The sequence below is a fragment of the Bradyrhizobium sp. USDA 4473 genome, assembly GCF_054063335.1.
The window spans coordinates 1,950,395-1,975,517 of record NZ_JBSSGE010000001.1 but is presented as its reverse complement, the minus strand read 5'-3'; the positions used below and the strand labels follow the sequence as shown (position 1 = coordinate 1,975,517).

Here is a 25,123-nt window from a genome sequence, read left to right as displayed (position 1 = left end):
TGCGATCAACCACCCTCATCGAAATCGGAGGGCGCAGGGAAGGCCGGGCGCCGATCGCACCCGCGGGTCCCGTGCAACAAAAAGCACGGGAGGTAGGACCACAGGTGTAACCGGAAACATCCGGCCTTCCCTGCGCAATGGTTTACGGCTTATACGTGCTCGCCCCGGTGAGACTTGGCTTGTTTGTCACCGTCTTCGCAACGCGCATTGCGCAATCGGAAAAGACACCTACCGCTAGGGCGTCAGGTCTGCACGACTTCGCCGTCCGCCGACCAGCGCGCGTCGTCGTTCGCGCCGCCAGCGTCCATCGCATCCCGCCGCACGTTCGTGACGATCGCGATACGCCCCTCTTGCCGGGCGGGATGGGGGAAGTTGTACAGGTGAGTTGGGGGAGATGTCAAGGGAAATTCCGAAAATCAGAACGATGGCTTCACCGTTCGATCTAATGAACACACGCTAGCCGGATCACGCCAAAAGCGACGTTGGGCGGGCTTGCCGCGGACAGCGGCACAATTCATTCAAATCTTCGTCGCCAGTTGCGGTAATTCCGACGTGCTCAGCCTCGTACAGGAAAACCGAATACGAGAACCGCTCCCTAACAATGGCACGAGCTTCCATGATGATCGTCTGAGCTAGTTCTTTCTCAAGATCCTTCAGTTTCCGCTCCGCTTCTTTCCGACGAGCGCTATCTTTCGTTGCTTTTGCGCGCTTGCTCTCCAACCTCAGTTGGGTCAGCTCAGAATCCATCAATGCAGCGTTTCGTTCTGTTGATTCTTTCGTGGCCTCCCGTCAGGCGAGCATAATTGTCGCCTTGAGCATAGTCGTGGGCTGCGATTGTGACGTTATCTGATTTGCATTCGACGATGATAAGCGGTGAATTCGAGCTAATCTTATCGCGCTCGGAGCGCCAGATTACGAAATCGGCTCGCGCGTGACCTGATCCTCGGCCGGTGACCTCAAGCTCTTCGGCCATCTGCTCTAGAGTGAAGCCGTACTCCTTGATGAGTGTCGCAACTAGATATTCTTGACGTACTGTCTCCTCAGGAGTTTCTTCAAGCCATTTGTTTCTCAAATGGCTCCATATCTTTCCACCCTTGCGCTGAACCGAAACTTGGTCGGACATTTGCGATGCCTTACTCCCTAGTGCAAGTTATAGTCGGATCTTTATAAAGCTGAAGTTCAGTTCCTGGCTTAATGCCGATCATTGATAGGCGAAACTTACTTCGCCGCCTTGCTGCCTCGACCTCGGCCTTGACCTCCTTCGTCTCGAAAATCTCGTCGCCTAGCTTGGACACACGTATACGATCCTCGCAATCAAGCTCTATCCAAGGTAGAACACCAATTCCGTGGAAATGGAAGCGTCAGTTTTGCTCGGGTGCGACTGCCGGCCTTTAGAGAACGATCGGCTGGTCACGCGGTCTCGTAGAGCCGCATTCCAATCACCACCCCGTGACCCCCACCCCCTCCGCAATCACGATCCCTCCCCAACGCACCCCTCCTAGGAATAACCCATCCCCCACCTCGCTCGCGTCATGACGGGCGCGCGCGAACGCGCGCGCCTTGCGACAACAAGAACAAGCAGGATGGTTTGATGACGGGATTGGATGGGACGCCGGCTTCGGCGTCAGTGATGGCGCTGCACTGCTCGCTGGGATCGGGACGGCAATGGACCAAGCTTGCGGGCGCGCTCGGCGGTGTGCCGTTCATGGTGCCGGACATTTCCGGCTATGGCGTCGCGGCCTGCGCCCGTTCACGAGTCGCGATCACGATGCTGGTGTCGAGGCAAATCATTCGTCGACGAACACGTTCGTATCAGGCTCAACCGGCACCTCGTCCGGGATACCGTCGGGCAGAAAATCCCTCGCCCCAAGCGAGTCGAGTTCGGCCCAGAATCTGTCGAAGTCGATCGGCGGCTTTTTGATCGGCTCAAGGATCACCTTGTCGCCGACCTTGCTCACCCGGACTTCGGTGCCCTCAAAGCGAAGCTCTTTTGGCAGGCGCACAGCCTGGCTGCCGCCGTGCATGAACAGTTGGGCGGTTGCGGTTGCGCTCATGATCCGCCTCCGTGATCTTGAAGGGAGCCAATGATGTTCTCCCTGAGCAGCGTATTGACCAACGAGCTTAGCGATACCCCTTGTGCCGCGGCCTGCGCCGTCAGGTGATCCAGCAGGTCCGGCTCCAGATGGATTGGCGGCACGAGGCGCGCTCCTGCCCGGGAGAACTTGCCGCGCACGGCGTCCGAGAAATCATACTCATCTCTCATCGGATCGCAGGTCCTCGTGGTCACCGGGATGCATATCACGACCAGCGGCAACTGGGCTAAGCAAATGGTGCCGGTTCCGCGAAGCACTCCGAGCCCGCCGCCCGGTCGGCCCGATACGTTCCACGATAGACCGTGCCCCCTCACCCGGATCGCATTTCGCTCCGCTCCATGCGCTCCGGCCTCTCCCACAGGGGGGACGCGAACGGAGCGGGCGGTCGCGGCGTGACCTCTCTGCTGGCTGGCTTCCCGGCCATCTGCTAATCAGGGGCCGCACATTGCTGGGAATGATCCGCCGATGACGCCGCGATTTCCGTACCGCACCGCCCTCGCCGCCTCCGCGCTGCTGCTGCTCGCAGCTTCTCCCACATCAGCCGCCGACGAGCCCGACTCCGTGCCGAAGGGCGCGGCGGTCACGGTGCTGAAGGCGTCGAAATTCTGCTTCGGCAACATCGTCGAGGTCACAGGCATCGTGCTGCCGCGCGACGAGCAGCAGATCCGGCCGGATCGTTTCGGCTTGAAGGTGGCGGAGGTGAATGCCGATCCCGGCGACACCGTCACCGCGGGCCAGGTGCTGGCGAAACTGACCGATGGCACCAATACCAGCAATGTCACGGCGCCCGTGGCGGGCACGATCTCGGCCTCATCGGCGATCGTCGGCAGCCCGGCCTCCGGCAAGGACGCGCTGTTCTCGATCATCACCAGAAGCGAATACGATCTGGTCGGCATGGTGCCGACCCGCGACATCGCCAAGCTGAAGACCGAGCAGACCGCAAAGCTGCGGATCCTCGGCGCCGGCGACGTCGACGGCAAGGTGCGGCGGATCGCGCCGACCGTCGAGCCGAACAGCCAGCTCGGCCAGGTGTTCGTGGCGATCGGCGGCACCAGGCGGCTGCTGGTGAATTCGAGCGGGCGGGCGCAGATCAAGACCGGGCAGAGCTGCGGCGTCGCGGTGCCGCTGACCGCGATCCTCTACTCCACCGCCGGCACCGTGGTGCAGGTGGTGCGCGGCGGCCGCGTCGAGACGCGGCGGGTCGAGACCGGGTTGATGTCGGCGGGACAGGTCGAGATCCGCGACGGCATCCAGGAAGGCGACATCGTCGTGGCCCGCGCCGGCGCGCTGCTGCGCGAGGGCGACCCGGTGCGGCCGGTGGGGGCAGCCGCGGAGGCGAAGTGAGAGGGGCGAATAGCGAATGGCGAATGGGGAGTAGCGAATAGCGGTTTGTAGCCCGGATGGAGCCAACCGGGCGCGCGTTCGCGCGACCCGTTGGCTCCATCCGGGCTACGAGATGTCCCCTATTCGCTACTCCCCATTCGCTATTCGCGGCATCACCCGCCGAGCTTGATGTCTTCCAGCAGCGAGGACGATACGCTCGGCACCTGCTCGCCTTCGCTCGCGCGGGAGATCGCGACGCGGGTCTTGTTGAACGCGGTCTCGGCCCCGGCCTGGGCGTTGAGGTTTTGGATCAGCTCGGAGACCAGCACGCTGTTGGCGCCCTTTGAGTCGTCGGCGACCTTGCCCGGCGTCGCCGAGCTGAGAACGATGGTGTTCTCCGGCGGGCTGATCGGCGCGAGGCCGTGCGAGAAGGCGCGGAAGCGGCGCTCATAGGGATTGCGTCTGGAGGCATCGAGCACGACGAGCTTGGCCTTGGCGCCGCGCTCCTTCATCGCGTCGAGCACGGACTCGACGCTGACGCCGGTGCGCTTGACGTCGGCTTCCTTCCAGATCGTGGCATCGACCGGGATCATGTAGCTCTCGCGGCCCACCTGCACGCCGTAGCCGCCGAAGAACAGCATCACGACGGTGTCGGGGCGGATCTTGGCCTTCATGCGCTCGACCGCGCGGAACATGTCGTCCCTGGTCGCGTCCTCGACCACGTCGACGTCGAAGCCTTCGCGGCGCAGCGCCGACGACAGCGTGCGGGCATCGTTGATCGGCTGGGCCAGCGGCGCGGCGGCGTCCGGGTAATGGCCGTTGCCGATGATCAGCGCGAGGCGGGAGGTGCCGGCCGGAATGCTGCCGGTCAGCTCGCCGGTCACGGCCTTGTCGCCACCCTTGGCGACATCGAGGGTGCGCTTGTTGAGCGCGGCATGGGCACCGATCGCCAGCGACACCGTGCCGGCCACCGCCACGCAGACGGCGATGGTGCGACGGGAAATCTGAAGCTGCCTAAGGTTCATAGCGTTCCTAGTCCCAATCCTTGTCCCGAAGGCGCTCGAACGAAATCGCGCCAGTTAGTCGCGTCAGTGACGGTCAGGTTTAATGGGGTTGAGCTGTGTGTGCCGTCGATTGATCTCAATTTGCGGCGCCGCAACAAACATTCCCTTAACCCGGACGGCCGGCCGGGGCAACCCGGTTTGCTGCATGCTGCCGCCCGGCACAGGGCATTGACGCCGTTAAGATCCCGTTACGTGATCTCGGTCACATTTGTATTTTGCAGGGATTCATGTAGCTTTCCAAAGGCTTGCGAGTTTGGGGGAGGACCGGAGGAAACACCGTCCGGGGCGGCGGCGTTAACCGGTTCCTTGAGAAAGGGATTCATGAGCCTTCACGAGATCGCCGGGGCCGTGTGCCGGTCGCTGACCGCCAGGAAGGACGGCCCGTCGCTGTACGACGTCTGCGACCCCATCTTGCAGGTCTATCGCGGCGGCGACGCCCATCTCGGGAAGTTCTACCGGACCGCGCTCGGCAATCCGCCGCTGCGTACGCTGCTCCGCCGCACCGGCCTGCCCGCACTGAAGGACCCCGACCGCCTTGCCGGCCTGCGCGCGGCGTTGACCGCGGCGCGCGATAGCGAGGCGCCGGACTGGGCCGCGATCGGCGCCCCCGTCGCGGACCTGATGGACGGCATCGGCGTGCGCCACCCCGCCCCGCCGGCCGCGGCGGCGCCGGGCCGCCCGCCGGCAATGGCCGAGATCGACCGCGTGATCCGCAAGACCGGCGCGCATCTGCTCGCCTCGTTCGGCAGGAACGGCTTCATCCCGACCTATGCCGCCTTCAACCTGATCGGCGATCCCGACCTGGGCGGGCGCGAGATGCTGATGGCGCTGACCGGGCTGAACGCGCGCGGTTACAAGAACTCGACCCTGCTGTTCGGCCTGGCGCGGATCTTCATCGCGCATTCGCCGGCGCGCGCGCTGATCAACCCGGCCTGGCGCGGCATCGCCGAGCCGATGTGGGAGCCGGTGCAGATCCGCCACCGCTCGGCCTATTACGACGCGTTCTTCACCGAGGCGCTGCTCGGCTTCGTCGAGACCGGCCTGGCGTCACCGGTCGAGGCTGGCACGGCGCGGCGCGCGATCGCCGACATGGTGGACTTCTGCCTCAAGACCAGCGCCGAGGAGGTGCCGTCGCATGACGGTTCCACGGTGAAGGTGATCACCGCGCTGGCGCCGGGCCGGCATCCGCGCTTCTCGCGGTTCTTCGCCCAGATCAAGCAGGACCTCGGCTTCGGCATCTATGTGCCGGACTGCGACACCACGGCATGCTCGTTCTCGGCGGCGACCCAAGCCGGCTCCGACGATCCGATCCTCGCGCAGCCGCTGCTCGACTTCTACCGCGGCTACCAGGTGCGCGCGGGCGCCAACGAGCCTGTTGTCACCGTGCCGCTGAACGACAACATCGATTACGAGGGCGGCGTCGTCACCTGGATCGACAATCTCAAGGGCGAGCGGCCCTATGGCAACGACCTCGACCCGACGCTGAACCTCGATATTCTCGAGGTCTCGTTCCGCAACCTCGCCCGCTGGCAGATCATCGAGACGCCGCAGCGGCTGGAGACGGTGCATCGCATCATCGCCTTCCAGAGGAATCTGGTCGAGAGCGGCGCGTTCAGGAATCCGCGCTCGCATATTTATTATTTGCCGGAGCTCTATTCGGCCTATTTCGGCCGCTGCTATGCCGCCTTCATCGCGCTGCCGCTGGCGGCGCAGCGCATCATCGATCCCGGCAACGTGTTCGCGCTGATCCGCGCCCGCGTGCTCGGCTATGTCCAGAGCGAGCTGATCACCCATGAGATGAACCCGTTCGACGCCGCGCTGGCGCTGATGGCGCTGGCGCATCTTAACGCCGAGGTCTCGAGCTTCACGCCGGCGCTGCACTGCATCGTGCAGGGGCTCGGCGAGGGCGGCCGCAAGGGCCCCTACAGAGCCTATGAATGGAACAAGATGAAGACGCCGACGCGCATCCTGGTCGGCGGGCCCGAAGTGACATCGGCGTTCGTGCTGATGGCCCTGGCGCTGGCGCGGAAGCGAATGGCGGGCGAATAGCGAATGGCGAAGAAAGCCACCCCTTCCCTATTCGCAATTCGCCACTCACCATTCGCCCCTGGATGACGCGAAGTTGACACTGGCGGAAACACGACAGCACTGGCAGGGTTGCCCAATTGCCCGCACAATCGTTGGGCACTGACCGATCAACGCCAAAGCCCTTTGAACGACAAGAACCTGGCCGGGAACGCCGATGCTGAAGACGCTGCTCACTGCTGGCCTGCTGCTGTCGCTGCCGACGCTGGCTGTGGCGGCCGACATCACCGGCGTGCCGAAGATCCGCGACGGCGACCAGCTCATGATCGGCAGCGTCAAGATTCGGCTCGGCGGCATCGATGCGCCGTCGACCGACCAGCTCTGCCTCAACACCAAGGGTGAGCGCTGGACCTGCGGCGTCGCCGCGCGCGACGAGCTGATCAAGCATGCCGGCAACAAGAGCTGGACCTGCCACGCCCCCCTGCTCGGTCGACCGCCGCGGCCGCACCGTCGCGCGCTGCGAGGTCGATGGTGAGGACATCCAGAAGTGGATGGTCGCGAATGGTTGGGCGCTGGCCTACACCCGCGTCTCGCATGACTACGAGCCGGACGAGAAGGCCGCGCGCGAGGCAAAAGCCGGGATGTGGCAGGGCGCGTTCATCGCACCGTGGGACTGGCGCGTGCGCAACAAGAAGACCATCGTGCTCGGCGCGGTGAAGCCGCCGGAGGGCGCCAATGCGATCCTGCTCGCCTCCGCCTCCGGGCCGGTTGCGCCCTCGCCCGATTGCACCATCAAGGGCAACGTCAACCGCTCCGGCGAATGCATCTTTCATCAGCCGACCAGCCGCTGGTACGCCAAGATCGAGATGAAGATCTCAAAGGGCACGCGCTGGTTCTGCTCGGTCGAGGAAGCCGAGGCCGCCGGCTGTCGCGAGACACGGCGCTAGCGCGCGCGACGCAGTGATCCGGAAGCGTGTGCCGTGACCGACGTCGAGATCGATCCACCTTCCACGCAGCGGCGCAGCCGCCTCCGGCAAGCGCAGATGCTGCTGCTGTTCGTGCTGGTCATCTATCTGATCGCGGCCTATCTGGTGCTGCCGGCGCTGTGGACGCATTACGAGCACCAGAAGGGCCTTGCCAATCTGCCGATGGTGACGCGTACCGCGCAGGGCATTCCCGGCGATCCGATGAATGTCGGGCTGATCGGCGACACCAGGGACGTGGTCTGCGCCATGCACGAGGCCGGCTGGTTTCCGGCCGATCCGGTGACACTGAAATCCTCGATCGAGATCGTCGGAAGCGTGCTGCTCGATCGCCCCTACAAGGATGCGCCGGTGAGCAGCCTGTTCTATCTCGGCCGCCGCGAGGACCTCGCCTTCGAGCGGCCGGTCGGATCGAGCGCCGATCGCCGCAACCATGTCCGGTTCTGGCGCGTGCTCGACCAGGGTCAGGAGAAGCGCCCGGTGTGGCTCGGTGCCGCGACGCTCGACCGCAGCGTCGGCGTCAGCCATTACACCGGCGCGGTGACCCATCATATCGGACCCGACCTGGACGCCGAGCGTGCGCTGCTCGCCACCGACCTCGAGTCCGCCGGCATGGTCACCGCGAAATATCAGGTGACCGGCATCGGTCCGACCTTCAACGGCCGCAATGGCGGCGGCGATCTCTATTACACCGATGGCGAGATCTGGGTGCTGCGGCTGGTCGAGGCCTGCAATAAGAACCACGGCGCGGTCGCGCAGATCCCGAGTCCCGCCGCGACCGAATTCAAGGACCAGATCTGGCGCGCGGTCGTGGAGTCGATCGGCAAATAGGCCGCTGCTACCCGGTTTTGGAAATGCTGGATTGCTCCGTCCGGCTCGCAATCGAAGCCGCAATGGAATATTGTCCCCGCTCGACCCCTCACACGCATGATTTGCGTTGCTTTACCCAAAAGGAACAGGACGATGACCGTTCGCGCGGGCCGGGAATTTCTGGCCATCCCCGGGCCCACCACGATGCCCGATCAGGTGCTGCAGGCGATGCACCGCCCAGCGCTCGACATCTACTCCAGCGAGATGCTCGAACTGACCGACGGCCTGCTGCGCGATCTCTCGAACCTGTTCGCGACCAAAGGCAAGTCCTACATCTACATCGCCAACGGCCACGGCGCCTGGGAAGCCACGCTCTCCAACGTGCTGTCGCGCGGCGACAAGGTGCTGGTGCTCGAAAGCGGGCGCTTCGCGATCGGCTGGGGCCAGGCCGCGGCCGCGATGGGCGCCGATGTCGAGGTGCTGAAGGGCGACTGGCGCCGCGCGATCCGCCCGGCCGAGGTCGAGGAGCGGCTGCGGCGCGACAAGGAGCACGCGATCAAGGCGATCCTCGCGGTGCAGGTCGATACTGCCTCCGGCGCCTATAACGACATCGAGGCGATCGGCAGGGCGATCAAGGCCGCCGGCCATCCCGCACTGTTCATGGTCGACACCGTCGCCTCGCTCGGCTGCATGCCGTTCGAGATGGACAAATGGTATGTCGACGTCGCGATGTCTGGCTCGCAGAAGGGCCTGATGACGCCGCCCGGCCTCGGCTTCGTCGCCGCCAGCGACCGCGCCTGGGACGCGCACAAGAAGGCCGATCTGCGCACGCCCTATTGGGACTGGACCGAGCGCGAAGGCTCTGAGCACTACCGCAAATATGCCGGCACCGCGCCGGTGCATCTGTTGTTCGCCTTGCGCGAGGCGATCAACATGCTGCACGCCGAAGGCCTGGAGAACGCCTTCGAACGGCACCGCCTGCTCGGCGAAGCGGTGCGCCGCGCGGTTGCGGTCTGGGGCGAGGGCCAGGTGCTCGGCTTCAACATCGCCGAGCCCACCGAGCGCTCCAACACGGTGACGACGGTGACCGTGAAGGGCGCCGACCCCGCCGCGATCCAGCGCTACGCCAAGGAGAAATGCGGCGTGGTGCTCGGCACCGGCATCGGCGATCTGCAGGGCCAGGCCTTCCGCATCGCGCATATGGGCCACGTCAACGCGCCGATGATCCTCGGCACGCTCGGCGTCATCGAGGTCGCACTCACCGCGCTGAACATCCCGCACGGCAAGGCCGGCGCCGACGCCGCCATCCAATGGCTCGGCGAGAACGTGAAGGCGTAAGGCCAAGGGATCGATGACTCGCATCTCAAACCCGTCATCCTGAGGAGGCCGCGGAGCGGCCGTCTCGAAGGATCGACGGCCCGGCTGACGCCGCGAGCGAATCGGAGTACGCCGGGATATCCGGGCCGTGCATCCTTCGAGACGCGCGCAAGCGCGCGCTCCTCAGGATGACGGGACGTCTTTCACGATGTGACAAGAGGCATCCAACGCGTGCTTGCTACTTGGCCGTCGCGACGTATGCTTGATTCAAGCGTACGCGAGCCAGAACCAACGCCATGGGCATCTACGTCTACATGCTTCGCTGCGCCGACAACTGTCGGCAGTGCAACGGGCGACGATCTCACGCCGCGCATCGAACAGCACAATGCGGGTGCGTTCCCCGGCTACACCTACAATCGCCGGCCGGTGGTTCTCGTCTGGTCGGAGTATTTCGACCGTATCACCGACGGCATCGCTGCGGAGCGCCAGATCAAGGGCTGGAACCGGGCGAAGAAAGAAGCGCTGATCAAATCGGATTGGGACACAATCAGCCAACTGGCGCGTCGTCGCAGCGCAACTGCTTCCCCGTCATCCTGAGGAGGCCGCAGAGCGGCCGTCTCGAAGGATCGACGGCCACGCTCCCGCGGCGAGTGAATCGGAGTACGCCGGGATATCCGGGCCGTGCATCCTTCGAGACGCCGCGCGTTGCGCGGCTCCTCAGGATGACGGGCCGAGGGAGACGCAACAAGGCCTAGCCACGACTTATTGAGCAGGCACTTCCACTTTTCGGCGCCGCGGATTTCCGCTTTACTGCCGGCAACAGCCGGGCACTGATCCCTGCAGCACAATAAAATGGAGGGATCGCTTGGCATCGGTGGGATTGCGCGGCCTGGTCAAGCGGTTTGGATCGTTCGTCGCGGTTGATGACGTCTCGCTCAAGATTGATCACGGCCAGCTGGTCTGCCTGCTCGGGCCGTCCGGCTGCGGCAAGACCACGACGCTGCGGCTGATCGCGGGCTTCCTCGAACCATCGGACGGCGAGATCCGCGTCGGCGACCGCGTGGTGTCCTCGAAGGCCCGCACGCTGCCGCCCGAGCAGCGCAACATGTCGATGATCTTCCAGAGCTACGCGCTGTGGCCGCACATGACGGTGGCCGAGAACATCGTCTATGGTTTGCGACTGCGCAAACTGGATCGCGACAGCATCGCCAAGAAACTCGCCGCGATCCTGGCGACGACCAAGTTGGAACCGCTGGCGCAGCGCTATCCCGGCGAACTGTCCGGCGGCCAGCAGCAACGCGTCGCGCTGGCGCGTGCGCTGATCGTCGGCCCGGAGACGCTGCTGCTCGACGAGCCCCTGTCCAATCTCGACGCCAATCTGCGCGAGGAGATGCGGTTCGAAATCCGTCGCCTGCATGACCAATATCGCTACACCACCGTCTACGTCACCCACGACCAGTCCGAGGCGATGACGACGGCCGACCTGATCGCGGTGATGAATGCCGGCAAGATCGACCAGCTCGGCAGCCCCGAAGACATCTATGCGCGGCCGGAATCCGAATTCGTCGCGCGCTTCATCGGCGCCGCCAATGTGATCAGGGGTATCGCGCGCGACGCGACCCATGTCGAGTTCGCGGGTGCCGTGCTCGAGGTGGTCGGCGCAAAATTAACCGCTGGCCAGAGCGCGCCGATCGCGATCCGCCAGCATGAGATCCAGCTCTCGACGCGCCCGCCCGCCGCCGCGCCAAACACGCTCAAGGCCGTCGTGACACGCCAGGTCTATCTCGGCATGAACCGCGACACCATGGTGGAAACCGCTGACGGCACCTCGCTGCGGGTGACCACGCCGACGGAGACCGCCGTCGAGAAGGGCCGCGAGGTCTGGCTGACATTGCCTCCCGAGCGCTGCCGCGCGCTCAAGCGATAACAACAAGAAACGGGCGAGGCGATGCGCAGACCGCTTTCCACGCGCGATGTCCTAAAGGCTCTGCGGCACTTGCCGCCGGCACGGTGTTCGCCTCGCCGGCGCGTGCCGCCCAGGCCGAGGGCAATTACGTGACCGAAGAGAGCAAGACGCGCGATGCGCGGTTGTTTCGGGTGTGAGCCATGAGGTCGCGCCATACCCACCCTCGTCATTCCGGGGCGCGCGCAGCGCGAGCCCGGAATCCATTTCTGAGCTTGCGCCTGTGGCCCGATGGATTCCGGGCTCATCGCTTCGCGATGCCCCGGAATGACGGGGAGGGAGTCTTGACATGACGACCACCACCTCCCTATCCCCCAAACCCCGCATCGACTGGACACGTCCGGTGCTATGGCTGTTCGCCGCGGTGCTGATCCTCCTCATCCTGCTGCCGCTGTCCTGGCTCGCGGTATTCGCCTTCACCGACAAGAACCGGCATCCGACGCTTGCAAACTTCGTCACGCTGTTCAGCAATCCCGATTTCCTCGATCCGCTGCTGACCACCGCCGTCATCGCCACCGCCTCGGCGCTGATCTGCTGCATCGTCGCTGCGCCGCTGAGCTGGCTGGTGTCGCGCACCGACATGCCGGGCCGGCAGACCATCCGCGCGCTGGTGACGGCCTCGTTCGTGACGCCGCCGTTCCTCGGCGCGGTCGCCTGGGAATTGCTGGCGGCGCCGAATTCGGGGCTCCTGAACCAGCTCTACCGGCTGTTCGCCGGCGAAGACGCCGATGCGCTGTTCAACATCTACTCGATGACCGGGATCATCTTCGTGATCTCCTGCTACACCTTCCCGTTCGTATTCGTGCTGGTGGCCAATGCGCTCGACACCATGCCGGGCGAGCTGGAAGACGCCTCAGCGATCCTCGGCGGCAATGCCTGGACCACCGCGCGGCGGGTGACGATTCCGCTCGCGCTGCCTGCGCTGGTCGCAGGCGCACTGATCGCCTTCCTGCAGGCAATGACGCTGTTCGGCTCGCCCGCGATCCTGGCGCTGCCGGCCGGCTTCCACACCATGACCACCAAGATCTGGAGCCTGTTCCAGTATCCGCCGAAGCTCGAACTCGCGGCCGCCGCCGCGGTGCCGCTGCTGGTGCTGACCATCCTGCTGTTGCAGGGCCAGAAGGCGCTGCTCGGCCGCCGCGGCTATTCGGTGATCGGTGGCAAATATGGCGCGCCGCGACGCGTGGAACTGCGCGGCTGGCGCTGGGCCGCGCTCGGCTTCTGCCTGCTGGTGCTGCTCAATCCGGTCTTCCTGCCCTATCTCGCGCTGCTCAACGCCGCGTTCTCGCCGAACGCCACCACGCTGGTGACGCCGTCCACGGCGACGCTGCACAACATCGTCTTCGTGTTCACCGAACTGTCGTCGACCCAGCTCGCGCTGAAGAACACCGTCATTCTCGGCACCGCGACCGCGACCATGGGCACCATTCTTGCGCTGGTGATCGCCTATGTCACGACGCGCAGGGTGATCGCCGGCCACCGTGTGCTCGGCTTCCTCGCCACCGCGCCGGTCGCGGTGCCCGGCATCGTGCTCGGCGTCGGGCTGTTCCTGAGCTACACGCGACCGCCCTTCGTGCTCTACGGCACGCTGTGGATCCTGCTGCTGGCGTTCCTCACCATCAATCTGCCCTCGGCCTACCAGCAATTGCAGGCGGCATTCGCGACCATTCATCCCGAGCTCGAGGAAGCCAGCCGCATCCTCGGCGCGACGCGGCTGCAGGCGCTGCGCCAGATCACGGCGCCGCTGCTGCGCACCGGCGTGATCGCGACCTGGTGCTTCATCTTCATCGGCGTGATGCGGGAACTGTCGGCCGCGATCGTGCTGTTCACCTCGCAGACGAAGGTGCTGTCGGTCCTGATCTACGATCTCAACGAAGGCGGCGACCTCGCCGCGATCGCGGTGCTCGGCATCGCGATGCTGGTGATCACCTTCGCCGTGGTGCTGGCGGTGAACCGGATCCCGATGTCCGGCGGCAATGCGGGTGCTAAGCTGCGGAACGGGTAGTTCGATCCATCCACATCGTCATTGCGAGGAGCGAAGCGACGAAGCAATCCATCTATCCATTCGGGGAAGGATGGATTGCTTCGCTCCGCTCGCAATGACGGGGATGGAGCGCAGCAACCCAATGAGCCCCAACCATCTGGCAATCGCCACATTCATCCCGATATAGTGCGGAACCCCGCATTATGAGGATCGAGTGACCAAATCCGCCACCACGACACCGCCCCCCGTCGCGCCGCGCCGGCCGCATTCCTTCACCACCCACGGCATCACGGTGACCGACGACTACGCGTGGATCAAGGATCCGAAGTGGCAGGAGGTGCTGCGCGATCCCTCGATCCTCGATCCCGATATCCGGAATTATCTCGAAGCCGAGAACGGCTACACCGACAGCCTGCTCGGCCATACCGACGCGTTGCAGAAGCGACTGGTCAAGGAGATGCGCGGGCGGATCAAGGAGGATGATTCCAGCGTTCCGTCGCCGGACGGCCCGTTCGCCTATTTCAGGAAATTCCGCGAGGGCGGTCAGCACGAGCTGTACTGCCGCACGCCGCGCGACGGCGGCGAGGCGCATGTCGTGCTCGACGGCGACGCGCTGGCAAAGGACCACAAATACTTCAAGTTCGGCGGCAGCCGGCATTCCAACGACCACCGGCTGCATGCCTGGAGTGCCGACACCAAGGGCTCCGAGTATTTCTCGATCCGCGTGCGCGACTGGGCCACCGGCGGCGATCTCGACGACCTCGTCGAGGAGACCGACGGCGGCGTGGTCTGGGCCTCAGATTCCAAGAGCTTCTTCTACGTCAAGCTCGACGACAATCACCGGCCGATGCAGGTGTGGCGCCACAGGCTCGGCACCAGGCAGGCCGACGACACCCTGATCTATGAGGAGCAGGATCCCGGCTGGTTCACCCATCTGCACGAGAGCGCCAGCGGCCGCTTCTGCGTGATCGCCGGCGGTGATCACGAAACCTCGGAGCAGCGGCTGATCGACCTTTCCAATCCCGACGCACCGCCGCGCCTGGTCGCGGCGCGCGAGGACGGTGTGCAATATTCGATCGCCGACCGCGGCGACGAGCTGTTCATCCTGACCAATGCCGACGACGCCATCGACTTCAAGGTCGTCACCGCGCCGCTCGCCACGCCCGAGCGCGCCAACTGGCGCGACCTGATCCCTTATCGAGAAGGTGTTTATGTGCTCGACGTCGAGCTCTATGCCGGCCACATGGTGCGGCTGGAGCGCGCCAACGCGCTGCCGGCGATCATCATCCGCGACCTCAGGACGGGCGAGGAGCACGCCATCGCCTTCGACGAGGCGGCCTATTCGCTCGACACCATGGGCGGCTACGAGTTCGACACCACCAATCTGCGCTTTGCCTATTCGTCGATGACGACGCCGTCGGAGGTCTACGACTACGACATGGCGACGCGGACACGGGTGTTGCGCAAGCGCCAGGAGATTCCGTCCGGCCACAACCCGGCGGATTATGTCACCACGCGCATCATGGCGACCTCGCATGACGGCGCGCAGGTGCCGGTCTCGATCCTGCATCGCAAGGATTTCGTGCGCGACGGCAAGGCGCCGCTGCTGCTCTATGGCTACGGCTCCTACGGCATGGCGATGCCGGCGTCGTTTGCGGCGAACCGGCTGTCGCTGGTCGACCGCGGCTTCGTCTATGCGATCGCGCATATCCGCGGCGGCGCCGACAAGGGCTGGGGCTGGTATCTCGACGGCAAGCGCGAGAAGAAGACCAATACGTTCGACGATTTCGCCGCCGCCGGGCGGGCGCTGATCGCGGCGAAGTACACCGGCGAGAAACGCATCGTCGGCCATGGCGGCTCGGCGGGCGGCATGCTGATGGGCGCGGTCGCCAACCGCGCCGGCGAACTGTTTGCCGGTATCGTCGCCGAGGTGCCGTTCGTCGACGTGCTCAACACCATGCTCGACGACACGCTGCCGCTGACGCCGCCGGAATGGCCGGAATGGGGCAACCCGATCGAGAGCGAGACGGATTTCCGCACCATCCTGTCCTATTCGCCCTACGACAATGTCGCAGCGAAGGATTATCCGGCGATCCTGGCGATGGGCGGGCTCACCGACCCGCGCGTGACCTATTGGGAGCCGGCGAAATGGATCGCGCGGCTGCGCGCCACCATGCGCGGCGGCGGCCCGGTCTTGCTGCGCACCAACATGGGCGCCGGCCACGGCGGCGCCTCCGGCCGCTTCAACCGGCTCGACGAGGTCGCGATCGTCTACGCGTTCGCACTGTGGGCGGTGGGAATGGCTGAGAGGGCGGAGGTGTAACAAAGGTCCCTCCCATCGTCGTCCTGGCGAAGGCCAGGACCCATAACCACAGGGAGGAGTTTGGTGAAGACCGCCTGTTGCGTGCTGTGGTACCGCGACCTCCGCGCTCGATAGATCACGCGGTATGGGTCCCGGCCTTCGCCGGGACGACGGCGGAGGGTGCGGCGGCGTCTACCGTCCCTTCGCCTTCCGCCACGCCGCAAAATCCGTCAGCGTCTGCTCGTCGGTCGCGGGATAAAGACCGAAGATGCCGCGGCCGTTCTGGACCTGCTCGGTGACGAAATCCTCGAACGCGGTCATCTCGAAGGTCTCGGCCGCGATCTCGTCGGCGAGATGCGCCGGAATCACGATGACGCCGTCGCTGTCGCCGAGGATCACGTCGCCGGGAAACACCGGCGCGTCGCCGCAGCCGATCGGCACGTTGATCTCGATCGCCTGGTGCAGGGTCAGATTGGTCGGCGCGCTCGGGCGGTGATGAAACGCGGGGAAGCCGAGCCGCGCGATCTCGGCCGAATCGCGGAAGCCGCCATCGGTGACGACGCCGGCACAGCCGCGCTTCATCAGCCGCGTCACCAGGATCGCGCCGGCAGAGGCTGCGCGCGCATCCTTGCGGCTGTCCATGACAAGCACCGCGCCCGGCGGGCAGTCTTCGATCGCCTTGCGCTGCGGATGCGCGCGGTCGCGGAACACCTCGATCGTATTGAGGTCTTCGCGCGCCGGCATGTAGCGCAGCGTGAAGGCCTCGCCGACCATGGTCGGCTGATCCGGACCGAGAGGGTGAACATCCTGGATCATCTGGATGCGCAAGCCGCGCTTGAACAGCGCGGTCGCGACGGTGGCGGTGGAGACGGATTTCAGCCTGTTGCGGGTGGCGTCGCTGAGTTTTGGCATGGGTGCTCCTTCGTCATTCCGGGGCGCGCGCAGCGCGAGCCCGGAATCCATCGAGCCGCATGCGCCGTGGAGAAATGGGTTCCGGGTTCATGCTTCGCATGCCCCGGAACGACGGTTCAGTAGATCGACGGCTCGCCGACCGGCTTGCCGAACCCGGTCTCGAGGAAATCGAAGTCGCAGCCCTCATTGGCCTGCTTGATGTGCTTGGAGAACATCCAGCCATAGCCGCGCTCGAAGCGCTTCTCCGGCTGCTTCCATTCGGCGCGGCGCCTGGCGAGTTCCGCCTCGGGCACATCGAGATTGATGATGCGGGCAGCGACGTCGAGCGTGATGCGGTCGCCGTTCTTCACCAGCGCGAGCGGGCCGCCGATATAGGATTCCGGCGAGACGTGCAGGATGCAGGCGCCATAGCTGGTGCCGCTCATCCGCGCATCCGACAGCCGCACCATGTCGCGCACGCCCTGCTTCACGAGCTTGGTCGGGATCGGCAGCATGCCCCATTCCGGCATCCCCGGGCCGCCCTGCGGCCCGGCATTGCGCAGGATCAGGACATGATCGGCCGTGACGTCGAGATCGGGATCGTCGACCGCCTGCTTCATCGACGGATAATCGTCGAACACCAGCGCCGGCCCGGTATGCTTGAGGAAGCGCGGATCGCAGGCGGACGGCTTGATGACGCAACCGTCGGGCGCGAGATTGCCCTTCAGCACCGCGAGCGCACCCTCCTTGTAGATCGGGTTCTCGACCGTCCGGATCACGTCGTCATTGTGGACCTCGGCGCCGTCGATGTTCTCGCCGAGCGTCTTGCCTGTGACGGTCATGCAATCGAGATGCAGATGCGGCTTGATCCGGTTCATCAGGCCGGGCAGTCCGCCGGCGTAGAAGAAATCCTCCATCAGATAGTGGTCGCCGCTCGGCCGCACATTGGCGATCACCGGCACCTTGCGGCTCGCGATCTCGAAATCATCGAGCGAGATGTCCTGGCCGGCGCGGCGCGCCTGCGCAATGAGGTGAATGATGGCGTTGGTCGAGCAGCCCATCGCCATCGCGACCGCGATCGCGTTCTCGAAGGCTTTGCGGCTCTGGACCTTCTGCGGGGTGAGATCCTCCCACACCATCTCGACGATGCGGCGGCCGGCCTCGGAGCTCATGCGGATGTGGTTGGCGTCGGCGGCGGGGATCGACGAAGCACCCGGCAGCGTCATGCCGATGGCTTCGGCGATCGCGGTCATGGTCGAGGCCGTGCCCATGGTCATGCAGGTGCCGTAGCTGCGGGCGATGCCGGCCTCCATGTCGACCCAGTCCTTGTCGGAGATCTTCCCCGCACGCCGCTCGTCCCAGTACTTCCAGGCATCCGAGCCGGAGCCGAGCGTCTTGCCCTTCCAGTTGCCGCGCAACATCGGCCCCGCCGGCAGATAGATCGCCGGCAGGTTCATGCTGGTAGCGCCGAGCAAGAGCCCTGGCGTGGTCTTGTCGCAGCCGCCCATCAGCACCACGCCGTCGACCGGATGGCCGCGCAGCAGCTCCTCGGCATCCATCGCCAGCATGTTGCGGTAGAGCATCGTGGTCGGCTTCAACAGCGATTCCGACAGCGACAGCGCCGGCAGCTCCAGCGGAAAGCCGCCGGCCATCAGCACGCCACGCTTGACGTCGTCGACCCGGCTCTTGAAGTGCATGTGGCAGGGCTGCGCGTCCGACCAGGTGTTGATGATCGCGATCACCGGCCGGTCGCGCCATTCCTCCGGCGCGTAGCCCATCTGCATCGCGCGCGAACGATGTCCGAAGGCTCTGAGATCGTCGGGCGCAAACCAGCGTGCGCTGCGCAATTGATCCGGGGTCTTGTTCTGTTTCGTCATCGCCATGTCTCGATGCCATGTGTCTCGACTGTGCTCGCGCGCGGTCACGGCGCGCGTAGGCCCTGCGCCACGCATATACAGGATTTCCGGAGGTGTCGTCCCGCGCCAGGCGCAGACGTGCCGTTCGCCGAACGTGCGCTGCACAAACTCGGCGATATGACAATCAGGGCAAAACCGGCTTGGGCTTACTTCTGCTGCGCCGTCATCACGATGCGAACCAGATCGGCGGCGTTGCGCGCACCGAGCTTCTTCATGATGTTGGCGCGGTGATCTTCGATCGTGCGCGGGCTGATGCCGAGATGGCGTCCCGCCTCCTTGTTGGAGGCGCCGGCGGTGAATTGCTCGAGCACCTCGCGCTCGCGGCGGGTCAGCGGCTCGCGGCCCGGGAAGTGCAGCGCGGCGATGCGCGAGGCCGAGGTCTCGGCCTGCCGCCTGGTGTAGGCGTCGATCGCCTCATTCAAGCGGCTGACGATCTCATTGCCGCGGAACGGCTTCTCGATGAAATCGAGCGCGCCGTTCTTGATGGCGCTGACCGCCATCTGAATGTCGCCCTGACCGGAGATCATGAAGATCGGCGCCGGGTAGTCCTCGCCGTGCAGCTCCCGCAGGATATCGAGGCCGGATTTGCCGGGAATGTGGACGTCGAGCAGGATGCAGGCCGGGGTCCGGCTGCGCGCCACCGCGAGCAGCGCTGCACCGTCCGCAAAGCAGATCACCTTGTAGCCGGCGGTCGACAGGACCACGGAAAGCGTCTCGCGGACGGCGGGATCGTCGTCGACTACAAAGATTTCCCCGCGAGGAGCGCCATTCTCAACCATATGCATCGTCCATCAGTGGTGAAGCGTGCTGCCAGTCTGCACAAGACCTAACTCGACCATCTCGATCAATGGACCCGTATTTGTACGGGACGTCCGCTTAACGCACAAGTAGCACCGCGTTCCCTAAAACCGGGGGCAGTGGAGAAACATGCATGGAAAATGCAGCGGTGGACGGCGTTGCAATGTGCCTGGACGAGGGCAGTGATCCCTACAATCTGATCGTGACCGAGCTGGTCGCGCTGATCGGCCACGTCCAGGCGAGCCTGCGGCTGATCGAAGCCGCGATGGCGCGCGAGGCCCTGCTGGCCGAGCAGGACGGTGCTGCCGATATCGTCGTCCTTGACGACGTCACCCCGCGCTATGTCGCAGCCTCGACCGCCCTAAAGGCCAGCGGCACCGGCCTTGGCGCGGCACTCGACCGGCTGCGCGATTCAGGCGTGCCGAGACGCCTCCTGAACTGATGCCGGGCCGGCCAGCGCCGCTTCGTGGCATCGCGTAAAGTCGTCCCCAAGCCCGGATCATGTCTTCTTGAGGGTCAGGCCTTGAGCGTCAGGCTCTGGCCCGCTCTTCGTCGGCGGCCGAGCGCCGCTTGCTCGGCTTGCCCTTGAGGAAGCTGATGTCCATCTCGGTGCCGTTGACGCGGACCAGCTCGCAGCGGCGATAGGCAAGCCCGGTCGAGGACAGCAGCAGGAAGAACTCCTTCAGATTGAGCCCCTGAATGGAACCCTCGACCGTCAGCGACGCGTCGTTGTCGGAGATGGCGTTGAGCTGGCAATCGCGCCGCCAGGTTCCGTCGATGGCCATGATGCAGACATCGACGCCCCGGCTGAAGGTGACCCGCTCAACGGATTTGCCGTCCTCGGTCATCGCTCAATATCCGACCGCCATGGCCGGCCTCGGCATCGCAAGCGCCGGGCGCACGTCGCTCGGGCGGTACAGGCCACGGCGCTCGGGTATCGGCTTGAACGTGTCGGTGAGACCGACCACGGTTTCGGCGGCGCCGAGCACCAGGAAGCCGTCGGCCTCCATCTGCCGGGCAAGGCGGTTGAAGATGTTGATCTTGGTGTCCTGGTCGAAATAGATCAGCACGTTGCGGCAGAAGATCACGTCGAAGGTGCCGAGCTGGGAGAAATCGTGCAGCAGATTGAGCTGACGATGCTGCACCATCGAGCGCAACTCCGCATTGATCTGCCAGAGCTCACCCGACTGCTTGAAGTATTTGACCAGCAGCTGGATCGGCAACCCGCGCTGCACCTCGAACTGGCTGTAGATGCCGGCCTTCGATTTCTCCAGCACCTCCTGCGACAGATCGGTCGCGATGATCTCGACCCGCCAGCCCGCGAGCGCGGCGCCCATCTCCTTCAGGCACATCGCAAGCGAATAGGGCTCCTGGCCGGTCGAACCGGCGGCGCACCAGATCCGGACGCTGCGGCGCGCGGCGCGCGCCTTCAGCACGTCGGGCATGATGGTGTCGCGGAAATGGTCGAACGGCACCTTGTCGCGGAAGAAGAAGGTCTCGTTGGTGGTCATGGCTTCGACCACCTGGACGGTGTGGGTGGACGAGCCGGCCCGGATCTTGGCGACCAGGTCGGGGATGCCGGACAGGCCGCTCTTGCGCGCCAGCGGCAACAGGCGGCTCTCGATCAGATACTGCTTGTCCGCAGACAGATCGAGACCGGAATGGTCTTTCAGGAGCTTACGCAGATACTCGTAGTCGGGGGGCGTCACGGGAGCCTCGCAAGGGCAAAGAGTGAAACTGGGTGTCAGGCTTCGGCCGACGCATCGAGCGCCAGCAGACCCACTTCCTGGAATTTCGCGATCACGATGTCCTTGTCGAACGGCTTCATGATGTACTCATTGGCGCCGGCATGCAGCGCGCGCGAGATATGGTCGATGCCGTTCTCGGTGGTGCAGAACACCACTTTCGGTGCGTCACCGCCGGGCATGCGGCGGAGCTGCACGAGGAATTCGAAGCCGTCCATCACCGGCATGTTCCAGTCGAGCAGCACGGCGTCCGGCAGGGCGCGCTTGCAGGCCTCGAGCGCGACCGCGCCGTCCTCGGCCTCGATGACGGTGAACTCCATTCCTTCGAGGATGCGGCGCGCGATCTTTCGCACCACACCGGAATCGTCGACGACAAGACATGTCTTCATGGGTTGGCCTCCTTTGTAGAATCCGCCGTCTGTGCGGCGGAGCGTTACGCTGCAGCAGCTGTTTTGGGCACCAGTTCGAGCACGCGATCGACATCGAGGACGACCATGAGCTGGCCGTCGAGGCGGTGGACGCCGCCGGCGAGCTTGGCCATGCGGGGATCGAGGTTGACCGGATTGTCCTCGCGGCCGTCATCGGGCAGCCGCAGCACCTCGCCGATCTGGTCGATCAGCAGGCCATAGGATTCGCCGCGCTGGTCGACGCCGACCGCCATCGGCGGCTGGCCGTCATCGGCCTTCGGCAGCCCGAGCCGGGCGCGCATGTCGACCACGGTGACGATGCGGCCGCGCAGGTTGAGCACGCCGGCGATCTCGCTGGACGACAGCGGCACCCGCGTCAGCCGCTCCGGCATGAACACGTCCTGGACGCGCGAGATCGGCAGTCCGAACAGCTGGCCGCCGATGACGGCGGTGACGTATTCGGCGACCGCGCCTTCAGTTGTCTCGGTCTTGCTGGTCATTGGTGTGTTTCCCTCAAGCGGCCCGCCGCATCTCGGCGGTCTGCTCTTTCAGCGCCGCGATCAGCCCGGGACGGTCGAATTTTGCCACGTAGTCGTGGAAGCCGGCCTGCCGGCCGCGCTCGATCGCCGCCGGAGACACCATCGCCGACAGCGCGATGATCGGCAGCTGGTTCAGATTGTGGTCAGATCGGATGTTCTCGGCGAACTCAAAACCGTTCATCTCGGGCATCTCGATATCGGTCAGCACGACGTCGAACGCCTGCCCCGAGCGCAGCGCGGCAAGGCCCTCCTGGGCATTCGGCGCGGTCCTGACCTTGTAGCCGGCGGCCTTCAAGACCGGCGCCAGCATGTTGCGGAAGAACGCCGAGTCGTCGACCAGCAGCACCGACTGTGCCGAGGCCGACGGGCGCATCTCCTTGCGCGAGAACCAGTCGGCGAACGCCATCGGCAGGAAGTGGCCGACGTCGATTACCTCGGTGGCCTGGCCCTTGATCACGGCCGAGCCCAGAATGCCGTCCTGGGAGCCGGCGACCTCGATATTGAGCCGCTCCTCGACGATGTCGATGATCTCGTCGACCACGAGCCCCATCGAGCGGCCGTCATCGGCGAACACCAGGATCGGCTGCGCGCCCTGGCTCTGCACCTCGACCCCGGCCATCTGCACCAGCGGCATCAGCTGCTCGCGGTACTGCACCATGTAGCGGCCGTTGCTGAGCTCGATCTTGTCGGTTGCGATCTCCTCCAGCCGCGTGACGAGGCCGAGCGGCACCGCCTTGGGCTGCGAGGAGCCGGCGCGGAACACCAGCAGCGAAGTCAGCTGCTCGCCGCTTGCGGCGTGGGCATTGGCGCTGTCGTCGGCCATGTCATGGGCCGAGGAACCGGAGGCGCCCAAGGCCTTGGCAATTCCGTTGGGGTCGATGATCATGATCACGGCGCCATCGCCCAAAATGGTGTTGCCGGAGAACATGTCGATGTGCCGCAGTTTGGTGGACATCGGCTTGACCACGATCTCCTCGGTGTGGAACACGCCGTCGACCACGATGCCGAAGGTCTGGCTGCCGACTTGCGTGACCACGATGAAGCCGTTCTCGGCATCTGACGTGGTGGCGCCGTCGTCGATCTTCAGCAGCTTCTTGAGATGGATCAGCGGCAAGAGCTTGTTGCGCAGCCGCAGGACCGCGGTGTCCTTGATCCGCTCGATGCGGTGCTCGGAGTTGGCGCGGGCCCGCACCAGCTCGACCACGGAGAGCTGCGGGATCGCAAAACGGTCGCCGCCGGCTTCGACGATCAGCGCGGAGACGATCGCCAAGGTCAGCGGGATCTTGATGGTAACACTGGCGCCCTCGCCGGCCACGCTCTTGATGTCGATGGTGCCGCCGATCTGGTCGATATTGGTGCGCACCACGTCCATGCCGACGCCGCGGCCGGACACCGAGGTCACCTGCGCTGCGGTCGAGAAGCCCGGCGCGAAGATGAACTTGTGGATCTGGGCTTCGGTCATCTTCTCGAGCTCGGCCTCGGTGACGAGGCCGTTCTGGAGCGCCTTGGCCTTGATCCGCTCGGTGTTGAGGCCTCTGCCATTGTCGGCGATGCAGATGATGATGTGGCCGCCTTCGTGATAGGCGGAGAGGCGAATGGTGCCCTGCTCCGGCTTGCCGGCGGCGAGGCGCTCGGCGGTGGTCTCCAGCCCATGGTCGGCGGAGTTGCGCACCATGTGCGTCAGCGGATCCTTGATCAGGTCGAGCACCTGGCGGTCGAGCTCGGTGTCGGCGCCGTGCATCTCCAGCTCGATCTGCTTGCCGAGTTCGCCGGAGAGGTCGCGGACGATGCGCGGCAGCTTCTGCCAGGCATTGCCGATCGGCTGCATCCGCGTCTTCATGACGCCCTCCTGCAGCTCGGCGGTGACGTTGGAGAGCCGCTGCAGCGGCACCTTGAACTCGGTGTCCTCGTTGCGCCTGCTAATCTCCAGCAGCTGGTTGCGGGTCAAGACCAGCTCGGAGACCATGGTCATCAAATGTTCGAGGGTGTCGACATTGACCCGGATCGACTGGTTGGCGATCTTGTCGCCTTCCTGGACGTCGGTCTCGGCGGCCGCCTTGCGGGCCGGCTTCTTTGCGGCTTCCGCGGGCTCGGCGACAGGTGCCGCGGCCACCGGCTTGGCAACCGGCGCCGATGCGGGTGCAGTCACTTCGGTCTCGGTCTCGCGGAAGGCGCGCTCGAGCTCGTCGAGCGAGACCTCGCCCGGACGCAAGGGGCGCTCCAGCGTCTGCACCACCAGCGTGCCTTCGGTCATTGCCGCCTGCACCGACGGGGCGTCGACCACCGGCACATCTTCTTCGGCGACATCAGCAGCCGCCATTGCGGCCATGCCGCGATCGACCATGGCCTCGAGCTGATCGATCAGGTCGCGGTCATTGCCTTCAGGCTCGGCTTCGGTTGCCTCGAGCCCGGCCAGAATCTCCTTGATGCGGTCGATCGAGGACAGGATCAGCGTCACGGCTTCGGCCTTCACCGGCATGCCGTCGCGGAATTTGCCCATCAAGGTCTCGCCGGCATGCGCCAGCGCTTCCAGCCGCGGCAGTCCGAGGAAGCCGCAGGTCCCCTTGATGGTGTGCACAAGGCGGAAGATATTATCCAGGATCTTTGCGTTGTTCGGATCCTGCTCGAACTGCACCAGCTGGTTGTCGACCGTATCCAGGCTCTCGCTGCTCTCCGTCAGGAACTCGCGCAACAGATCGTCCATGAATAGGTCCCCTCAAGGTGCTACGGAACGCTCGCCTCGCATCGATAACTTGGCCGGCTTCACAGCGACGTTAATTTTGCCGTCCGTGCAAATACGGACGATGAAGCGCTTCAAGCGACGATGCACATCACGACCAATCTCACCGGACAGGCCCTTACCACCCCGACGGGAAAGAGCCCGTTCCACCGGTCATCGCAATTTGAATCAAATGGAATCACGGTCCCGCTAAGCCGAGCGAAACGTTTGCGGCGCCGACATT

The 25,123-nt window shown here is 65.0% G+C and carries 21 protein-coding genes and 2 pseudogenes; 10 read left to right on the top strand and 13 right to left on the bottom strand.

Annotated features, from left to right (window positions below):
- Positions 1-465: 465 nt before the first annotated feature.
- The 4 genes from ACVW17_RS09255 to ACVW17_RS09240 form a co-directional block, all read right to left on the bottom strand.
- Positions 466-747 carry a hypothetical protein gene (locus ACVW17_RS09255; protein ID WP_456797044.1) on the bottom strand — a complete coding sequence of 94 codons (282 nt, stop codon included), beginning with the start codon at positions 745-747 and terminating at the stop codon, positions 466-468.
- Positions 737-1,123 (bottom strand): type I restriction enzyme HsdR N-terminal domain-containing protein, encoded by a 387-nt coding sequence (locus tag ACVW17_RS09250; protein WP_456797043.1) that lies wholly within the window; start codon positions 1,121-1,123, stop codon positions 737-739. The genes ACVW17_RS09255 and ACVW17_RS09250 overlap by 11 nt, the downstream gene beginning before the upstream one ends.
- A gap of 664 nt (positions 1,124-1,787) precedes the next feature.
- Complete coding sequence (locus ACVW17_RS09245; RefSeq protein ID WP_456751592.1) at positions 1,788-2,054, bottom strand: antitoxin; 267 nt, start codon at positions 2,052-2,054, stop codon at positions 1,788-1,790.
- Entirely contained in the window at positions 2,051-2,263 is a 213-nt protein-coding gene (locus ACVW17_RS09240) for a hypothetical protein (protein ID WP_456751591.1), read from the bottom strand. Before ACVW17_RS09240 ends, ACVW17_RS09245 begins: the two co-directional genes overlap by 4 nt.
- A 295-nt stretch (positions 2,264-2,558) precedes the next feature.
- Between ACVW17_RS09240 and ACVW17_RS09235 the strand changes: the two genes are divergently transcribed.
- Positions 2,559-3,437 carry an efflux RND transporter periplasmic adaptor subunit gene (locus ACVW17_RS09235; RefSeq protein ID WP_456751590.1) on the top strand — a complete coding sequence of 293 codons (879 nt, stop codon included), beginning with the start codon at positions 2,559-2,561 and terminating at the stop codon, positions 3,435-3,437.
- Positions 3,438-3,589: 152 nt separating this feature from the next.
- Here ACVW17_RS09235 and ACVW17_RS09230 read toward each other — a convergent pair whose 3' ends face one another.
- Complete coding sequence (locus ACVW17_RS09230) at positions 3,590-4,441, bottom strand: caspase family protein (protein ID WP_456751589.1); 852 nt, start codon at positions 4,439-4,441, stop codon at positions 3,590-3,592.
- A gap of 360 nt (positions 4,442-4,801) precedes the next feature.
- Here ACVW17_RS09230 and ACVW17_RS09225 point away from each other — a divergent pair, with 360 nt between their 5' ends.
- From ACVW17_RS09225 to ACVW17_RS09190, 8 genes and pseudogenes are all read left to right on the top strand, one after another.
- The gene (locus ACVW17_RS09225; RefSeq protein ID WP_456751588.1) at positions 4,802-6,529 is read left to right on the top strand and encodes a hypothetical protein; all 1,728 of its coding nucleotides are present in this window, start codon (positions 4,802-4,804) and stop codon (positions 6,527-6,529) included.
- A 193-nt stretch (positions 6,530-6,722) separates the two neighbouring features.
- Positions 6,723-7,452 (top strand): annotated as a pseudogene (locus ACVW17_RS09220) (thermonuclease family protein).
- A gap of 33 nt (positions 7,453-7,485) precedes the next feature.
- On the top strand, positions 7,486-8,319 hold the full coding sequence (locus tag ACVW17_RS09215) for an LssY C-terminal domain-containing protein (RefSeq protein WP_456751586.1): 834 nt from the start codon (positions 7,486-7,488) through the stop codon (positions 8,317-8,319).
- A gap of 132 nt (positions 8,320-8,451) precedes the next feature.
- Positions 8,452-9,636 carry a pyridoxal-phosphate-dependent aminotransferase family protein gene (locus tag ACVW17_RS09210; RefSeq protein ID WP_456751585.1) on the top strand — a complete coding sequence of 395 codons (1,185 nt, stop codon included), beginning with the start codon at positions 8,452-8,454 and terminating at the stop codon, positions 9,634-9,636.
- Positions 9,637-9,911: 275 nt separating this feature from the next.
- Positions 9,912-10,212, top strand: a pseudogene (locus ACVW17_RS09205) (GIY-YIG nuclease family protein).
- A gap of 277 nt (positions 10,213-10,489) precedes the next feature.
- Positions 10,490-11,542: an ABC transporter ATP-binding protein gene (locus tag ACVW17_RS09200; RefSeq protein WP_456756382.1), complete on the top strand. Its 1,053-nt coding sequence runs from the start codon at positions 10,490-10,492 to the stop codon at positions 11,540-11,542.
- A gap of 325 nt (positions 11,543-11,867) precedes the next feature.
- Positions 11,868-13,583 carry an ABC transporter permease gene (locus ACVW17_RS09195; RefSeq protein WP_456797042.1) on the top strand — a complete coding sequence of 572 codons (1,716 nt, stop codon included), beginning with the start codon at positions 11,868-11,870 and terminating at the stop codon, positions 13,581-13,583.
- Positions 13,584-13,776: 193 nt separating this feature from the next.
- Entirely contained in the window at positions 13,777-15,885 is a 2,109-nt protein-coding gene (locus ACVW17_RS09190; protein ID WP_456751583.1) for a S9 family peptidase, read from the top strand.
- Between the two features lie 171 nt (positions 15,886-16,056).
- On the opposite strand, the gene ACVW17_RS09185 is transcribed toward ACVW17_RS09190, so the two are convergent.
- From ACVW17_RS09185 to ACVW17_RS09175, 3 genes are all read right to left on the bottom strand, one after another.
- Positions 16,057-16,776: a ribonuclease activity regulator RraA gene (locus ACVW17_RS09185; protein ID WP_456751582.1), complete on the bottom strand. Its 720-nt coding sequence runs from the start codon at positions 16,774-16,776 to the stop codon at positions 16,057-16,059.
- A 116-nt stretch (positions 16,777-16,892) separates the two neighbouring features.
- Positions 16,893-18,632 (bottom strand): L-arabinonate dehydratase, encoded by a 1,740-nt coding sequence (gene araD, locus ACVW17_RS09180; protein WP_456751581.1) that lies wholly within the window; start codon positions 18,630-18,632, stop codon positions 16,893-16,895.
- Positions 18,633-18,817: 185 nt separating this feature from the next.
- Positions 18,818-19,450: a response regulator transcription factor gene (locus ACVW17_RS09175; RefSeq protein ID WP_456751580.1), complete on the bottom strand. Its 633-nt coding sequence runs from the start codon at positions 19,448-19,450 to the stop codon at positions 18,818-18,820.
- A gap of 152 nt (positions 19,451-19,602) precedes the next feature.
- Between ACVW17_RS09175 and ACVW17_RS09170 the strand changes: the two genes are divergently transcribed.
- A complete protein-coding gene (locus tag ACVW17_RS09170; protein WP_456751579.1) occupies positions 19,603-19,911 on the top strand; it encodes a hypothetical protein in 309 nt (102 codons plus the stop codon).
- Between the two features lie 88 nt (positions 19,912-19,999).
- Here ACVW17_RS09170 and ACVW17_RS09165 read toward each other — a convergent pair whose 3' ends face one another.
- The 5 genes from ACVW17_RS09165 to ACVW17_RS09145 are packed head-to-tail and all read right to left on the bottom strand — an operon-like array spanning position 20,000 to position 24,864.
- Positions 20,000-20,317, bottom strand: a complete 318-nt coding sequence (locus tag ACVW17_RS09165; RefSeq protein WP_212023244.1) for a PilZ domain-containing protein — start codon at positions 20,315-20,317, stop codon at positions 20,000-20,002.
- 3 nt (positions 20,318-20,320) lie between these two features.
- Positions 20,321-21,178: a CheR family methyltransferase gene (locus ACVW17_RS09160; protein WP_456797041.1), complete on the bottom strand. Its 858-nt coding sequence runs from the start codon at positions 21,176-21,178 to the stop codon at positions 20,321-20,323.
- A gap of 35 nt (positions 21,179-21,213) precedes the next feature.
- Positions 21,214-21,603 carry a response regulator gene (locus ACVW17_RS09155; protein WP_456751577.1) on the bottom strand — a complete coding sequence of 130 codons (390 nt, stop codon included), beginning with the start codon at positions 21,601-21,603 and terminating at the stop codon, positions 21,214-21,216.
- Positions 21,604-21,647: 44 nt separating this feature from the next.
- A complete protein-coding gene (locus ACVW17_RS09150; RefSeq protein WP_456751576.1) occupies positions 21,648-22,121 on the bottom strand; it encodes a chemotaxis protein CheW in 474 nt (157 codons plus the stop codon).
- 13 nt (positions 22,122-22,134) lie between these two features.
- On the bottom strand, positions 22,135-24,864 hold the full coding sequence (locus tag ACVW17_RS09145; protein ID WP_456752996.1) for a hybrid sensor histidine kinase/response regulator: 2,730 nt from the start codon (positions 24,862-24,864) through the stop codon (positions 22,135-22,137).
- Between the last annotated feature and the right edge of the window lie 259 nt (positions 24,865-25,123).

Bases quoted from the DNA above. Each gene is read 5' to 3' on its own strand.
- ACVW17_RS09175 (WP_456751580.1), bottom strand. From the start codon at position 19,450: ATGGTTGAGAATGGCGCTCCTCGCGGGGAAATCTTTGTAGTCGACGAC.
- ACVW17_RS09235 (WP_456751590.1), top strand. From the start codon at position 2,559: ATGACGCCGCGATTTCCGTACCGCACCGCCCTCGCCGCCTCCGCGCTG.
- ACVW17_RS09195 (WP_456797042.1), top strand. From the start codon at position 11,868: ATGACGACCACCACCTCCCTATCCCCCAAACCCCGCATCGACTGGACA.
- ACVW17_RS09225 (WP_456751588.1), top strand. From the start codon at position 4,802: ATGAGCCTTCACGAGATCGCCGGGGCCGTGTGCCGGTCGCTGACCGCC.
- ACVW17_RS09240 (WP_456751591.1), bottom strand. From the start codon at position 2,263: ATGAGAGATGAGTATGATTTCTCGGACGCCGTGCGCGGCAAGTTCTCC.
- ACVW17_RS09155 (WP_456751577.1), bottom strand. From the start codon at position 21,603: ATGAAGACATGTCTTGTCGTCGACGATTCCGGTGTGGTGCGAAAGATC.
- ACVW17_RS09245 (WP_456751592.1), bottom strand. From the start codon at position 2,054: ATGAGCGCAACCGCAACCGCCCAACTGTTCATGCACGGCGGCAGCCAG.
- ACVW17_RS09210 (WP_456751585.1), top strand. From the start codon at position 8,452: ATGACCGTTCGCGCGGGCCGGGAATTTCTGGCCATCCCCGGGCCCACC.
- ACVW17_RS09250 (WP_456797043.1), bottom strand. From the start codon at position 1,123: ATGTCCGACCAAGTTTCGGTTCAGCGCAAGGGTGGAAAGATATGGAGC.
- ACVW17_RS09185 (WP_456751582.1), bottom strand. From the start codon at position 16,776: ATGCCAAAACTCAGCGACGCCACCCGCAACAGGCTGAAATCCGTCTCC.
- ACVW17_RS09255 (WP_456797044.1), bottom strand. From the start codon at position 747: ATGGATTCTGAGCTGACCCAACTGAGGTTGGAGAGCAAGCGCGCAAAA.
- ACVW17_RS09150 (WP_456751576.1), bottom strand. From the start codon at position 22,121: ATGACCAGCAAGACCGAGACAACTGAAGGCGCGGTCGCCGAATACGTC.
- ACVW17_RS09170 (WP_456751579.1), top strand. From the start codon at position 19,603: ATGGAAAATGCAGCGGTGGACGGCGTTGCAATGTGCCTGGACGAGGGC.
- ACVW17_RS09165 (WP_212023244.1), bottom strand. From the start codon at position 20,317: ATGACCGAGGACGGCAAATCCGTTGAGCGGGTCACCTTCAGCCGGGGC.
- ACVW17_RS09145 (WP_456752996.1), bottom strand. From the start codon at position 24,864: ATGGACGATCTGTTGCGCGAGTTCCTGACGGAGAGCAGCGAGAGCCTG.
- ACVW17_RS09230 (WP_456751589.1), bottom strand. From the start codon at position 4,441: ATGAACCTTAGGCAGCTTCAGATTTCCCGTCGCACCATCGCCGTCTGC.
- araD (WP_456751581.1), bottom strand. From the start codon at position 18,632: ATGACGAAACAGAACAAGACCCCGGATCAATTGCGCAGCGCACGCTGG.